The organism is Stenotrophomonas sp. Steno-Z10-BAI, assembly GCF_056393115.1.
Window position 1 is genome coordinate 818,277 of sequence record NZ_JBWJOZ010000002.1, and the last position, 14,784, is coordinate 833,060.

The 14,784-nt window shown below is 66.7% G+C and carries 12 protein-coding genes; 6 read left to right on the plus strand and 6 right to left on the minus strand.

The window, feature by feature from the left end:
* Positions 1-199 precede the first annotated feature (199 nt).
* Complete coding sequence (gene serA, locus AC06E9_RS08460) at positions 200-1,441, plus strand: phosphoglycerate dehydrogenase (protein WP_478049726.1); 1,242 nt, start codon at positions 200-202, stop codon at positions 1,439-1,441.
* Positions 1,442-1,483: 42 nt separating this feature from the next.
* On the opposite strand, the gene AC06E9_RS08465 is transcribed toward serA, so the two are convergent.
* A complete protein-coding gene (locus tag AC06E9_RS08465) occupies positions 1,484-2,065 on the minus strand; it encodes an NUDIX hydrolase (RefSeq protein WP_121036667.1) in 582 nt (193 codons plus the stop codon).
* A gap of 185 nt (positions 2,066-2,250) precedes the next feature.
* On the opposite strand from AC06E9_RS08465, the gene AC06E9_RS08470 reads away from it, so the two are divergent.
* The 5 genes from AC06E9_RS08470 (at position 2,251) to mtnC (ending at position 7,359) form a co-directional block, all read left to right on the plus strand.
* The gene (locus AC06E9_RS08470; protein WP_282261371.1) at positions 2,251-3,729 is read left to right on the plus strand and encodes an amino acid permease; all 1,479 of its coding nucleotides are present in this window, start codon (positions 2,251-2,253) and stop codon (positions 3,727-3,729) included.
* A 68-nt stretch (positions 3,730-3,797) separates the two neighbouring features.
* Positions 3,798-5,222 (plus strand): amino acid permease, encoded by a 1,425-nt coding sequence (locus AC06E9_RS08475; RefSeq protein WP_121036665.1) that lies wholly within the window; start codon positions 3,798-3,800, stop codon positions 5,220-5,222.
* 112 nt (positions 5,223-5,334) lie between these two features.
* Positions 5,335-5,976 carry a methylthioribulose 1-phosphate dehydratase gene (locus tag AC06E9_RS08480; protein ID WP_121036664.1) on the plus strand — a complete coding sequence of 214 codons (642 nt, stop codon included), beginning with the start codon at positions 5,335-5,337 and terminating at the stop codon, positions 5,974-5,976.
* 117 nt (positions 5,977-6,093) lie between these two features.
* Entirely contained in the window at positions 6,094-6,657 is a 564-nt protein-coding gene (locus tag AC06E9_RS08485; RefSeq protein ID WP_121036663.1) for a 1,2-dihydroxy-3-keto-5-methylthiopentene dioxygenase, read from the plus strand.
* Positions 6,658-6,660: 3 nt separating this feature from the next.
* The gene (gene mtnC / locus AC06E9_RS08490) at positions 6,661-7,359 is read left to right on the plus strand and encodes an acireductone synthase (RefSeq protein ID WP_282258856.1); all 699 of its coding nucleotides are present in this window, start codon (positions 6,661-6,663) and stop codon (positions 7,357-7,359) included.
* A 73-nt stretch (positions 7,360-7,432) separates the two neighbouring features.
* On the opposite strand, the gene AC06E9_RS08495 is transcribed toward mtnC, so the two are convergent.
* The 5 genes from AC06E9_RS08495 to AC06E9_RS08515 all read right to left on the minus strand — a co-directional run bounded on the left by AC06E9_RS08495 (position 7,433) and on the right by AC06E9_RS08515 (position 14,754).
* Positions 7,433-10,075 carry a beta-mannosidase gene (locus AC06E9_RS08495; RefSeq protein ID WP_478055881.1) on the minus strand — a complete coding sequence of 881 codons (2,643 nt, stop codon included), beginning with the start codon at positions 10,073-10,075 and terminating at the stop codon, positions 7,433-7,435.
* Between the two features lie 87 nt (positions 10,076-10,162).
* Positions 10,163-11,356: an AGE family epimerase/isomerase gene (locus AC06E9_RS08500; protein WP_478055882.1), complete on the minus strand. Its 1,194-nt coding sequence runs from the start codon at positions 11,354-11,356 to the stop codon at positions 10,163-10,165.
* Positions 11,353-12,348 (minus strand): carbohydrate kinase family protein, encoded by a 996-nt coding sequence (locus tag AC06E9_RS08505; protein WP_152150688.1) that lies wholly within the window; start codon positions 12,346-12,348, stop codon positions 11,353-11,355. The genes AC06E9_RS08500 and AC06E9_RS08505 overlap by 4 nt, the downstream gene beginning before the upstream one ends.
* 7 nt (positions 12,349-12,355) lie before the next feature.
* Positions 12,356-13,666, minus strand: a complete 1,311-nt coding sequence (gene fucP, locus AC06E9_RS08510) for an L-fucose:H+ symporter permease (RefSeq protein WP_282258864.1) — start codon at positions 13,664-13,666, stop codon at positions 12,356-12,358.
* 44 nt (positions 13,667-13,710) lie between these two features.
* Positions 13,711-14,754, minus strand: a complete 1,044-nt coding sequence (locus AC06E9_RS08515) for a LacI family DNA-binding transcriptional regulator (RefSeq protein ID WP_121036657.1) — start codon at positions 14,752-14,754, stop codon at positions 13,711-13,713.
* Positions 14,755-14,784 lie beyond the last annotated feature (30 nt).

Genomic DNA, 14,784 nt, shown 5'->3' on the forward strand with positions numbered 1-14,784 from the left:
GTCTGGCGGTGCCGGGGGAGCCCGCAAGCCTGCCAGCCGCTACCGGCCGCGTCCAGTAGCAGGCGCGCCTGTGAAGGCCACACGTACTCACGAAATTAGGTGCATCTGAAACCGTTCGGACGTTGATTGGCGCACCGCACCATCGCCGCCCGCTTCTGGCATAGTTGGGGGCTCCACCGCCATACGTCGCACGCCGCCCATGTCGCCGAAAAAGACCTCGTTCCCGAAGCAGGATATCCGCGTACTGTTGCTCGAGGGGGTCAGCCAGACCGCGATCGACGTGTTCACCGCGGCCGGCTATTCGCAGATCGAACTGCACAGCAAGGCGCTGCCCGAAGACGAACTGAAGGCGCGCATCGCCGAGGCCCACATCGTCGGCATCCGTTCGCGCACGCAACTCAGTGCGGAGGTGCTGGCGAACGCCAAGCGCCTGATGGCGGTCGGCTGCTTCTGCATCGGCACCAACCAGGTCGACCTGGAGGCGGCGGAACTGGCCGGCATCCCGGTGTTCAACGCCCCCTATTCCAACACCCGCAGCGTGGCCGAGCTGGTGATCGCCGAAGCGATCATGCTGACCCGCGGCATCCCGCAGAAGAACGCCGAGTGCCATCGCGGCGGCTGGTCCAAGTCGGCCGCCGGTAGCCATGAGGTGCGCGGCAAGACGCTGGGCATCATCGGTTATGGCCATATCGGTACCCAGGTCGGCGTGATGGCCGAGGCGATGGGCATGCAGGTGATCTTCCACGATGTGGAAACCAAGCTGTCACTGGGCAATGCCCGCGCGGCGATCAGCCTGGATGACCTGCTGGCGCGCGCCGACATCGTGACCGTGCATGTGCCGGAAACCCCGGCCACGCAGTGGATGATCGGTGCCGACGAACTGGCGCGCATGCGCCCCGGCGCACACCTGATCAACGCCGCGCGCGGCACCGTGGTCGACATCGACGCGCTGGATGCGGCGCTGCGCTCGGGCCACCTCGGTGGTGCCGCGCTGGATGTGTTCCCGGTCGAGCCCAAGGGCAACGGCGATGCGTTCGTGTCACCGCTGACCGCGCACGACAACGTGATCCTGACCCCGCACGTGGGCGGCAGCACACTGGAAGCACAGGACAACATCGGTGTGGAAGTGGCGGCCAAACTGGTGCGCTACAGCGACAACGGCAGCACCCTGTCGGCGGTCAACTTCCCGGAAGTGACGTTGCCCGAGCACGCCGAGAGCCTGCGCCTGCTGCACATCCACCAGAACGTGCCGGGCGTACTCTCCAAGGTCAACGAGATCTTCTCGCGCCACAACGTCAACATCGACGGCCAGTTCCTGCGTACGGACCCGAAGGTGGGCTACGTGGTGATCGACATCACCGCCAGCGAAGCCCAGGCCGGCGCGGTGCGCGACGAACTGGCCGCCATCCCGGGCACGCTGCGCACCCGCGTGCTGTATTAATGGGGACGGGGGTAATTAATAATTACCCCCGTCCCTGTTAAATCACCGCGCCAGCCAGCGCTTGGCCATGCGTGGCAACGAATCATCCCCATCGGGGGTCTCGATCGCCGCATTGGCCACGTCACGGATCTCGCGCCAGGCCAACGCCAGCGATTCGTCGCTGATCGCGAACTGCTCACTGCCCAGCGCCCGCACGACGTAGCGCGCGTCGTAGTGCCAATGCCCCGGGACGTCCTTGCGTTCGGGAATCCAGTGCTTGTCGATGTCGAACAGTTCGCCATCCTCCAGCACCAGCGCGGTCAGCCCGGATTCCTCCTCGGCTTCCTTCAGCGCCACCTGGGCCAGATCGCGCTCGCCATCCGCGTGGCCGCCCAGCTGCAGCCAGCGGTCCAGCTTGCGGTGGTGGGTCAGCAGCACGCGCTGCCCGTCGGCGCTGACCAGCCACGCGCTGCCGGTGAAGTGCCCGGCCAGGCGCTCGCGCAGGAACGGGTTGTCCGGATCGTCCAGCACTGTGCTGAATTCGTCAGCCAATGCCGCGTGCTCGGGGTGTCGGCGGGCGTAAGCATCAAGCTGACTGCGCAGGGCGGCGTCAGGAATGGCAACGGATTCGAGGTTCAGCGACATGGCAGGTGCAGGCATCGTGCGGATTTGGCCGATTATCGCTCGGCCATGCTGCATTTGTGCTTGTACAGCGGCTTCAGCTTTGGCTAAGGTACAGCGGGCCCCGCACCGCTGGGGCGCCCAGTCGCCATCAGGGCGTGCGGCAATGTACCGCGCGCCTCACCTTTGTTCATTTAGGGAAGCACTGCATGCTGAAGTCTCTGTTGAGGGTCAAACCGGTCGCACCGGCACCGCACGTCGATGCCGGCGAGCCCATCGAAGGCAGCCTGGACGGCGAGCCCACACTGAGGCGGACCCTCACAGCGAAACACCTGATCCTGCTGGGTATCGGCGCGGTGATCGGTGCGGGTATCTTCGTGCTCACCGGCCAGGCCGCGGCGAACCATGCCGGCCCGGCGGTGATGCTCTCGTTCGTGTTCGCCGGCTTTGCCTGCGCGCTGGCCGGCCTGTGCTACGCCGAGTTCGCGGCGATGATGCCGGTCTCCGGCAGCGCCTATTCCTATTCGTACGCCACCCTCGGCGAAGGCATGGCCTGGTTCATCGGCTGGTGCCTGGTGCTGGAGTACCTGTTCGCCTCGGCCTCGGTCGCGGTGGGTTGGTCGGCGTACCTGATCAGCTTCATCACCACGACGCTGAACATGCCCTTCCCCGATGCGCTCAGCGCCGCGCCCATCGCCTGGACCGGCCAGGAGTTCATCTCCTCCGGCAAGCTGTTCAACCTGCCGGCGGTGCTGATCGTGGCGGCCGTCTCGGGCCTGCTGTACGTCGGCGTGACGCAGTCGGCCTTCGTCAACGCGATCATCGTGGCGATCAAGGTCACCGTGATCTGCCTGTTCATCGGCTTCGGCGCCGCGCACCTGGATACGGCCAACTGGACCCCCTTCATTCCGGAGAACACCGGCGTGCCGGGTGAGTTCGGCTGGAGTGGCGTGTTCCGTGCGGCAACCATCGTGTTCTTCGCCTACATCGGCTTCGATGCGGTCTCCACCGCCGCCGGCGAGACCAAGGACCCGCAGCGCAACATGCCGATCGGCCTGCTCGGGTCGCTGGCCGTGTGCACCATCGTCTACATCATCGTCTGTGCCGTGCTGACCGGCATGATGCCGTACCACCTGCTGGGCACGGACAAGCCCGTCGCGACCGCGCTGGAGCCCTACCCGACCCTGTCCTGGCTGAAGACCGCCGTGGAAATCGGTGCGATCGCCGGCCTCTCCTCGGTGGTGCTGGTGATGATGATGGGCCAGACCCGCATCGCCTACACGATCTCGCGCGACGGCCTGCTGCCGAAGATCTTCGGCAAGGTGCACAAGCGCTTCCGTACCCCGTACTGGAGCACGATCGTTGTCGGCGCCATCGCCGCCACCCTGGCCGGTACCGTGCCGCTGAACGTGCTCGGTGAACTGGTCTCGATGGGCACCCTGCTGGCCTTTGCCACCGTCTGCATCGGCGTGCTTGTCCTGCGCTACACGCGCCCGGAACTGGAGCGACCGTTCCGCGTGCCGCTGGTGTGGGTGATCTGCCCGCTGGGCGCGCTGGCCTGCCTGTTCCTGTTCTACCAGGCGTTCGTCGTGCATTGGCACCTGTTCGTGGCCTGGACCCTGCTGGGTCTGTGCATCTACTTCGGCTACGGCATCCGCCACAGCAAGCTGAACAAGAAGAACGCCTGAGTGCTGCCGGGCCGGCCACGTGCCGGCCCGGTCGTTTGATACGTCGCGCCTGAGAAGACATCCAAACCATGTTCAAGCAACTGTGGGCCACCAAGCATCCGCACGCCGCCCATGAAGACGCCAACGGCCTGAGCCTGCGCCGCACCCTCGGCCCCTGGGGCCTGACCGCGCTGGGCATCGGCGCGGTGATCGGCGGCGGCATCTTCGTGATCACCGGCCAGGCCGCGGCCAACCACGCCGGCCCGGCGATCATGCTGTCGTTCGTGCTCGCCGCGATCTGCTGCGCATTCTGCGCGATGGCCTACGCCGAGTTCGCGGCGATGGTGCCGGTCTCCGGCAGTGCCTACACCTATACCTATGCCACCTTCGGCGAGCTCTCGGCCTGGTTCATCGGCTGGATGCTGGTGCTGGAATATGGCGTCTCCGCCTCGGCCGTGGCGGTCAGCTGGACCGGCTATTTCCTGAGCCTGCTCAGCCATTTCGACATCCATCTCCCCGCCGCGCTGGTCAGCGCGCCACTGGATGGCCAGCTGCGCCCGACCGGCGCCATCGCCAACATCCCGGCCGCGGTGCTGGTGCTGCTGCTGACCTGGCTGTGCTACGTGGGCATCAGCAAATCCTCGGCCATGAACATGGCGATGGTGGTGCTCAAGACCGCGCTGATCGTGCTGGTGATCGTGGTTGGCTGGAAGTACGTGGACCCGGCCAATTGGACCCCGTTCATTCCGGAAAACGAAGGCCCGGGCAAGTACGGCTTCGACGGCGTGCTGCGCGGTGCGGCAATGGTGTTCTTCGCCTATATCGGTTTCGAGGCGGTGTCGGTAGCCGCGCAGGAGTCGCACAAACCGCAGCGCGACATGCCGATCGGCATGCTGCTCTCGCTGGTGATCTGCACCGTGCTGTACATCGCCATGGCCGCGGTGATGACCGGGCTGGTGCCGTACCAGCTGCTGGGCACCGATGAGCCGGTGGTGACCGCGGTGGCGGCGCATCCGCAGCTGGGCTGGTTGCGCGTGGTCGTGGAGATCGGCGCGCTGATCGGGCTGTCCTCGGTGGTGCTGGTGATGGTGATCGCGCAGCCGCGCATCTTCATGATCATGGGCCGCGACGGGCTGTTGCCGCCGCTGTTCACCAAGATCCATCCCAAGTACCGCACGCCGCACATCAACACCGTGATCACCGGTATCGGCATCGCGCTGCTGGCGGCAGTGTTCCCGCTGGACGTGCTGGGTGAGCTGACCTCGATGGGCACGCTGATCGCGTTCGCGGCGGTCTGCGCGGGCGTGCTGATCCTGCGCCGTACCCAACCGGACCTGCCGCGTCCGTTCCGGATGCCGATGGCGTGGCTGATCTGCAGCCTGGGCGTGCTCAGCTGCATCGCGCTGCTGACGGCGATGACGGCCCACAACTGGATGCTGATGGGCTTCTGGACGCTGGGCGGTTTCGCGATCTATTTCTGTTATGGGTATCGCCATAGCCGGCTGCGCAAGTAGTGCCGGCCGCTGGCCGGCTCCACCTGCACCCAACACGCTCATGAGGAGCCGGCCGGCGGCCGGCACTACCGCAGAGCGCGCGAAATCGATGGAAGCGCCGTAAAATAGCCCCATGAGCACCCCCACCTTCCCGTACGACACCGCGCGCCTGAGCGAACTGGCCCAGCTGCTGATCGACAACGTCCGCGAGCTGGCGCACGCCGGCTGGACCCCGGCCACCAGCAGCAACTTCTCCCACCGCCTGGATGACCGCCACGCGGCGATCACCGTGTCCGGCAAGGACAAGGGCCGGCTGGTGGAGGACGACATCATGGTGGTCGATTTCGACGGCCAGGCCGTCGGCCGCCCGCTGCGCCCGTCCGCCGAGACGCTGCTGCACACCCAGCTGTATCGCCGGTTCCCGGAGATCGGCTGCGTGCTGCACACCCATTCGCCGGTGCAGACCATCGCCTCGCGCCTGTATGCGCCGCAGGGCCATATCCGCCTGGAAGGCTACGAGCTGCTGAAGGCCTTCCACGGCAACAGCACCCACGAGATGGCGATCGATGTGCCAGTGTTCGCCAATACACAGGACATGGACGTGCTCTCGGCCCAGGTCGATGCCCTGCTCGACACCCAGCCGCTGTGGGGCTACCTGATCGACGGCCACGGCCTGTACGCGTGGGGCCGCACCATGGCCGAGGCGCGCCGCCACATGGAAGCCTTCGAATTCCTGCTGCACTGTGAGCTGGAACTGCGCAAGCTGCGTGGCTGATCGCGCTCAGATTCCTGAAGAGAATCTGTATTCCGCGCATCGGCATCAGTACGTCGCCCCCACCCCGGCGCCGCACTGGTACCCTTTCCTTCCCCTCTTCGCCTCGATGCCGCCGCCATGAGCCGACTCCGTATCTTTGATGACACCGCCCCGGATGTCCCGCTGTTCGACAGCCGGGATGGCGAGGCGATCGCTGCCGAACTGAAGAAGATCGGCGTCACGTTCGAGCGCTGGCAGGCGGCCCACGAGGTCGCGCCGGGCGCCAGCCAGGACGAGGTCTTCGCCGCCTACAAGGTCGATATCGACCGTCTCGTCGCCACGCACGGTTTCAAGAGCGTGGACGTCGCCTCGATCGCGCCGGACAACCCGAACCGCGCCGAGCTGCGCAGGAAGTTCCTGGACGAGCACTTCCACAAGGAAGATGAAGTCCGCTTCTTCGTCGCCGGCTCCGGGCTGTTCACCCTGCACGTGGACGGCAAGGTCTACGAGATCGAGTGCGTCAAGAACGACCTGATCGCCGTGCCCGATGGCATCACCCATTGGTTCGATATGGGCGAGGAACCGAGTTTCGTGGCGATCCGCTTCTTCACCGAGCCGGATGGCTGGGTCGGCCATTTCACCGGCAGCGACATCGCCCAGACCTTCCCGCGTTACCACCCCGCACAGCACCAGGCCGACTGATCCATGCCGCAACCGACCGTCATCCTCACCGATATCGAGGGCACCACCAGCAGCATTTCGTTCGTCAAGAACGTGCTGTTCCCGTATGCGCGCAAGGCGCTGCCGGCGTTCGTCGCCGCGCACGGCCAGGAGCCGCAGGTGCGCCGCTGGCTGGACGCGGTGGCGGTGGAGATCGGTGGTGCCTGCCAGGACAGCCTGATCGTGGAGACGCTGCAGGGCTGGATCGACCAGGACCGCAAGCACACCGCGCTCAAGGCGCTGCAGGGCATGATCTGGGAAGCCGGCTACCGCAACGGCGATTACAAGGCGCACTTCTATCCGGAAGTGGCCGCCGTCCTGAAGGGCTGGCATGCGCAGGGCAAGCCGCTGTACGTGTATTCCTCCGGCTCGGTGCCGTCGCAGAAGCTGTTCTTCGGCTTCAGCGAAGCCGGTGACCTGACCGGGCTGGTCTCGGGCTGGTTCGACACCGAAGTGGGCGGCAAGCGTGAGGCCGACAGCTACCGTCACATCGTCGAGGCGATCGACGTACCGGCCGCGCAGATCCTGTTCCTGTCTGACGTGGTGGAAGAGCTGGATGCCGCGCGCGACGCCGGCCTGCAGACGCGCCTGATCGACCGCCTGGACGATTACCCGCTGCCGCGCAGCGGTGAGGCCACCCACGGCCACGACCGCGTCGAGAACTTCCAGCAGATCACGCTGTAACGGGTGGATCCACGCCACGCGTGGATGCCTTTCGCGCGATTCCGGTACCACGCCAGCCACGCATGGCGTGGCCCTACCTCCGGATATCTGCCAAAGAGTGCAGGCGCAACGCGCCGCGCAGCGTGGCCAGATCCGCCTCCGCGCGCAGCCGGATCGTCACCGTTTCACCCGGCAACAGGTCGAGCGCATTGTTCTCCAGCGCGGCATCCAGCCCATCGAAGTCGATCCACAGCGCCCGCACCAGCGTCGGCGAGCGCAGCGTCAGCAGGTAGCCGTCGCCATCGGCGCGCAGCGCGCTGTCGATCTTCGCCGGTGACAGCGCCAACGCTTTGGCCGGGACGAAATACACCACCTGCTGCGACAACAGCGTGGCGCCGTCGAACAGCTCGACCACCGCCACGGTCCGCGCAGGATCAGCGCCCTTCAACAGGTCGGCATCGGCAAATCGTCCTACCTCCAACGCTGACAGCGGCGGCACTGCGACGGTGTGCTGCTGCTCGCTGCGCTGGGTGCCATCGAGGTCCATCACCCGCAGCCGCCACGTCGCCTGCAGGCCCTGCTGACGATCATTGAGCAGGCTCACCCGGGTCACGCCCTCGTCGCGCAACGCCGCCACCGCGTGGTCGGCGAAGAAACGTTTGGCGTGGAAGTGCAGCGCCTTCCAGCGGCCGGCGTAATCGATGCTGGACCACGACGCCCCCGGCCATACATCGTTGAGCTGCCAGTACAGCGAGCCCATCATGTACGGCCGCGAGGCCCGGTGATGCAGGGCAGCGAGCTGGATGCCATCGGCCTGCATCACCTGGCTCAGGTAGACGAACGTGGGGAAGTCACGCGGCGTGCCGTACTCCTCCTCGATGTACTTGAGCAGGCGCTGGTTGCCCTCGCCCGCCATGAACTTCTGGTGCGCGCGCACCGTCGGGCTGTCCATCTGCTGCTCGGCGGCGGGAATGATGCCGTCCAGCGTGCGCAGCACCGGCCAGGCCTGCAGCCCGTATTCGGACATGAAGCGCGGCGTTTCACGCAGGTAGGCGGTCACCGGCAGCGCCGGGTTGCCCCACACCTGCCAGTAGTGCTTGTCGCCACGGGTGGAATCGTTGGCCTTCTCGTCCAGATCATTGCTCGGCGAGCTGGACCAGTACGGCACGCCCAGCCCTTCCTCGGCCACCACCTGGCGCAGGTCGTTGCCGAACAACTCCACATAGCCCTGCCAGACCTTCGCGGCGAAGGCAGGATCGGCAGCGGTCAGGTCACGGCCGTGGCCCCAGTCCTTCCATGCGGTCTCTTCTTCGTTGTTGCCACACCACAGCACCACGCTGGGGTGATGGCGCAGACGACGCACATTGTCGCGCACCTCATGGACCACGTTCGCGCGGAACGCTGGATCGTAGCCGGGCTGCATGCCGCCACCGAACATGAAGTCCTGCCAGACCAGCAGCCCCAGCTCGTCGGCGATATCGAAGAACACATCCTCTTCGTAATAGCCACCGCCCCAGTTGCGCAGCATGTTCATGTTGGCATCGCGCGCCGCGGTCAGCTCGCGCCGGATCCGCGCCGCGTCCACACGCGCGGGAAACATGTCGAACGGAATCACGTTGGCGCCCTTGGCGAAGATAGGCACACCGTTGATCACGAACACGAAGCCCTGTCCGCCGTTGCGGTCCACCTCGCGGCGCAGTTCGACGGTACGCAGGCCGGTGCGCTGCTCGATGTGCGTCGCCTCCGCCGTCTCAGGTGCCAGCGTGGCACGCACGGTATAGCGGGCCTGCTCGCCCTGCCCGGCCGGCCACCAGCGCCGCGGCTCCTGCAGCGCCACCGGCACCGCGACGCGGTTGTCACCGGCCTTCAGCATCGTCCTGCGGTCGATGCGCGCCACGCGCGTGCCGTCCGGATCCAGCACCTCGATCTGCACCGACGCGGAACCAACCACTGCGCTTTCCACCTCGACCGCGATCTCAAGCTCAGCCTGTGCGGCATCCAGAGCACGGGTCTGGACCACCAGTGCGGTCAGGCGCTGTGCGTCCCAGCTCTCCAGCGTCACCGGCCGCCAGATGCCCGCGGTCACGTAACGCGGGCCCCAGTCCCAACCGAAGTGGTAGCCCGGTTTGCGTACGAAATTGCCGACCATCGCGTCTTTGGGCTCATCGCCATACGGCGAGGGGTAGTTGCCGGCGATCTTGTGCGGCATCGCCTGCACGCCCGGCAGCAGCGTGCGGATCGGCGAGCGCAGCACGACGCGCAGTTCATTGCCGCGAGGCCGCAGCCTGCCCTCCACCCGCGCACGCCAGGTGCGATGGCTGTTGTCGGCCTGCAGCAACGGCTGGCCGTTGAGCGTGACCGTGGCGAACGTATCCAGGCCTTCGAAGGCCAGCTCGGCGTGCGCGCGCGCCAAGGTCGTCGCATCCACATCGAATCGTGCGCGGTACTCCCAGTCGGCCAGGCCGATCCACTGCAGCTCGGCCTCCGGCGCACCCACGTAAGGATCGGGAATCTGCCCCCGCGCCAGCAGGTCGGTATGCACCGCGCCGGGCACCTGTGCGGCACGCCACTCGGCCAGCTGCGGGTGGGCACGAAGCTGCGCATCGCCGGGCATCAGGCGGAATGACCACTCGGCCGCCAGCGGGGCGGCTGCCACGGGCAGCGCCCATGCTGCCAGCAGGACCAGCATCAGCCAGCTGGCCGGTGCAACGACATGGAGACGGCTGTGCGCGCGCATGGGGACCTGCCTGGCTGCGGGGGCAGCCGACCAACGGTCGGCGCTACCGGGATGTCGGGGAAGCCGACCGACGGTCGGCTTCCGGATTCAACGGACCACGTTGAGCACTTCGTAGCACGCGCCCATGGTGTGGTAATCGGTCTTGCCGGCCGGGCTCTTCTCATCGCTGTACTTGCGGTTGTCCGCATCCAGGATGCGATACCAGGCACCGTAGCGATGATCGATCATGTGCTGCCACGCGTAGCCCCACAGGGCGTCGTACCAGTCCCAGTACACGGCATCGCCGGTGCGCTTGGCCAGCAGCGCGGCGGTGGCCAGCGATTCGGCCTGTACCCAGAAATATTTGTCGTCATCGCAGACGCTGCCATCCGGCGCGAAGCCGTAATACAACCCACCACGCTCGGCGTCCCAACTGCGCGCCACCGCCACATCGAACAGATGCCGTGCGGTCGGCACCAGCCAGTCGGCGTGTACGTGGCGATCCAGGATCAGCAGCAGCTTGGCCCACTCGGTCTGATGCCCGGGTTGGAAACCCCACGGACGGAACAGGTGCTTGGGGTTGTGGCGGTTGTAGTCCCGGTCGATCTGCCACTGGGTGTCGTAGTGCTCCCACACCAGGCCGTCGCCCTGCGCCGCCTGGCGGCGGGTCATGTGGTCGGCCAGCAACAGCGCACGATCAAGGTAGCGCTGCTCGCCACTGGCCTCGAAGGCGGCCAGCATCGCCTCGCACATGTGCATGTTGGCGTTCTGGCCGCGGTAGTCGGTGAAGTTCCAGTCGGCATCGGCTTCATCCTTGTACAGGCCGAACGCCGGTTCCCAGAAGCGCGTTTCCAGCAGCTGCCAGGTCTCGTCCATCCACGAACGCGCCTCGGCAATGCCGGCCTTCAGCGCGCAACTGTAGGCCAGCAGCACGAACGCCACGCCGTAGCAGTGGTTGGTCGCGTCTTCGACCACGCCGTCGCGCAGCGTCCACGCATAACCGCCGGTGGCCGGATTGCGATGCACCTCGCGCAGGTAGCGCACGCCGTGTTCGGCCGCCGCCAGATCCTCGGGCTTGCCGAATTCGCGGTAAGCCATCGCATGGTTGAACACGAACCGGGTGCTGCTGACCAGATGGCGGTGGCTGGCATCGTACACGCTGCCATCGTCACGGTAGTAGTGGAAGAAACCGCCCTTGGGGTCGATTTCATGCGGCTGGTAGAACGCCATCGTCTGCGCGATGTGGGCGCGCAGGAACGCGGGCGAGCGGAAGTCGGGGGTCGGCGGAACCGGCGTGGTCATGCGGCGTCATCCTGTTGTTGCTGCAGCAGTTGCTGGACTTCATGAAGGCTGGGCATCGCGGCGAAGGCGCCCTTGCGGGTCACGGCCAAAGCACCGACGGCCGCGCCGAACCGGATCGCCTCCACCAGCGCGGTGGGGTCCTGGCAGAACCCGGCAAAACCGGTGCCGTCGCCGCCGCGCTCGCCAATCCCGAACAGCAGGCCGCCGACAAAGGCATCGCCGGCCGCGGTGGAATCGACCGTCGTGACACGGAAGCCGGTGAGCACGCCGTGGGCGTGGCGGGTATGCCAGCGGATCGGCGCGGCACCGTCGGTGATCACCACCGCCTGCGCCTGCGCACCCAGCAGGCGCGCGATCACGGCGGCGTCGCCGCCCGGCACTGCGGCCGCCAGGTACTCCAGTTCTTCGCGCGAGAGCTTGACCAGATCGGCCAGCGACAGCGCTTCCCACAACCGCGGCAGCGGGTCGACAGCGGTCGGCCACAGCGCGGGGCGCAGGTTGAGGTCGAGGCTCACCATCGCACCGGCCTGGCGGGCGCGGCGCATGCCCTCCAGCGTGGCCTGCGCGATCTCGGCCTCGGTCAGGCTGTTGGAGCACACGTGGAAGCTGCGCGTGCCTTCAAAGCAGTTCGGGTGGAAGTGCACACTGCGGAACAACAGATCGGCCGCCGGCGGGCGGTAGAAGCTGAAGCTGCGCTCGCCGCTGGCATCCAGGGCAACGAACGCCAGCGCGGTCTTGGCGGCGTCGGTGCGCACGATGCAGTCGGTCGCCACGCCGGCACTGGCCAGGCTCTCGGCGAGGAAGTCGCCGAACATGTCCTGGCCGAGCATGCCGGCAAAATGGGTGTCCGCACCGAGCCGCGCTGCGGCAACGGCGACGTTGGCCGGCGCACCGCCGGCATACTGCAGGAAGGCACGCGGGGTGTCCGGGGTGGCCGGCGGTTGGGCAAGTAGATCGATCAAAATCTCGCCGAAACAAACAATCTTGGACATCGTGGCCTCAAGCTCCCTGTCGGAATCCGACGGCCGGGCGCGAACCGGACAGGCCGTAGAAGATGATGTAGCCGTAGCACAGCAGCGGCAGGATGAAGGACTCATGCAGCCCGATCTGGTCGGCCAGCAGGCCCTGCAGGTACGGCACCACCGCGCCGCCGACGATGGCCATGATCAACAGGCTGGATGCCTTGTTGGTCAGCGTGCCCAGGCGTTCGATGCTCAGCGCGAAGATGGTCGGGAACATGATGGAATTGAACAGGCCCACCGCCACGATCGAATACAGCGCGACCTGCCCTTGGCTGAGCATGGTCAGGGCCAGCAGCGCCACGTTCATGCCCGCGAACAGGGTCAGCAGCACACGCGGCGAGAACCGGGTCATGATCGCCGAGCCGGCGAAACGACCGATCATCGCCAGCGTCCAGTAAGCCGAAACGTAATGGGTGGCTTCCTTCTCGGTGAAGCCGCCGATGTTGGGCAGCGACAGGTAGTTGACCAGGAAGCTGCCGATCGACACCTCCGCCCCCACGTAGAAGAAGATCGCCAGCACGCCGAACAGCACGTGGCGATGGCGCAGCGCATCCAGCAGGGTGTGCTTGCTGGTATCGGCCTGCTCGGTGGTCTCGGTCAGCGCGGGCAGACGGAACAGGTAGACGAACACGGCCAGCAGGAACAGCGCCACGGCCAGGCCGACGTACGGGCCCTGCACCGATTGCGCTTCCTGCACGCGGTAGGCGATCTGCTCGGCAGCCGGCAGCGCGCCGATCTCGTCGGCACTCTTGACCGTGTTGCCCAGGATCAGCAGGCCACCGAAGATCGGTGCGATCGCGGTCCCCAGCGAGTTCAGCGCCTGGGCCAGGGTCAGCCGGCTGGAGGCCGTCTGTTCCGGACCGAGCAGCGCCACGTACGGGTTGGCCGCGACCTGCAGCACCGTGATGCCGGTGGCCAGCACGAACAGGGCGCCCAGGAAGGCTTCATACACGCGCAGTTCGGCGGCCGGCCAGAAGCCCAGCGCACCAACCGCGGCGATCGCCAGGCCAGCCACGATGCCCTTCTTGTAGCCCAGATGCGCAACCAGCCGGCCGGCCGGGAGCGACATCAGGAAGTACGCACCGAAGAAGGTGAACTGCACCAGCATCGCGCGGGCATAGTTCAGTTCGAACACCGCCTTCAGATGCGGGATCAGGATGTCGTTGAGGCAGGTGAGGAAGCCCCACATGAAGAAGATGGTGGTCGCCACGGCCAGCGCGACACGCGTGTTCACCACGGGCGCAGCGGAGGATGAGGAGGGGAGGCGGGGCGTAGGAGAGATGGGCATTCAGGTACGCGCCTCAGTGCGCGAGCAGGTGATTGGGGAAACCATCAGACGGTCATCGCGCCACTGCTCTCGCGAACGCGGAGCTGGACCGGTGCAACGGTACGGGCCGGCGCCGCGTCGGGATGATCCAGACGCAGCAACAGCAGTTCGGCCGCCTGTCGCCCGCGCTCGCGCGGGTTGACGGTCAGCGTGGTCAGCGGCGGCGATGCCACCGAGGCCTCGGAAATATCATCGAAACCGGTCACCGCGAAGTCGCGGCCCGGCTGCACGCCGCGCGAGGCCAGGCCCAGCATCAGGCCCAGCGCGACGCTGTCGTTGTAGCAGACCGCTGCGGTCGGCACGGCATCCAGCGCGAACAGCTCGCCGGCGCGCGCAGCCGCATCCAGGCGGCTGGGCGAGGTTTCGATCAGCCACGCCGGCTGCACCGGCATGCCCGCCTCGACCAGCGCCTGCGCATACCCGGTACGACGCTGATGGCACGAACTGGAGACCGCGTGGCCGCCATAGAACGCGATGCGGCGGTGGCCCTGTTCGATCAGATGACGGGTGGCAAGGTAGGCACCCTGCTGGTTGTCCAGGGTCAGGAAGTCCCAGTCGGCCCCCGGCAGTTCGCGGTTGAACAGCAGCACGTTGGCATGGCCGAGCACCTGGCGCAGCTGCCCGGCATCGCTGCCTTCGGCCGGCGACAGGATCAACCCGGCGGGCATGTGCTCCATCAGCGTGGTCAGCACCGCCTGCTGCCGCTCCGGCGATTCGCCGGTGCTGCCAAGCAGGGTCACGAAGCCCTTGCCGCCGAGCGCTTCATCCACCCCGGAGGCGAATTCGGCGAAGAACGGGTTGGACAGGTCGTTGATGACCAGGGCCACGCTTGAGGACGTGCGGCGACGCAGATTGGCCGCGCCGCGGTTGTACACGTAGCGTTGCCGTCGCAGTTCGGCCTCCACCTTGGCACGGGTGTCGACGTTCACCAGCGGGCTGCCACGCAGCACCAGCGAGACGGTCGCGCGCGACACGCCGATCGCTTCGGCGATGTCGGTCACGGTGACCGCGCGCGTGCCTTTGCCGGCGGGGGTGGCCTTGTCTTTCATCGGGTCGTCGGGTTCCTCAAGCAAGGTGCA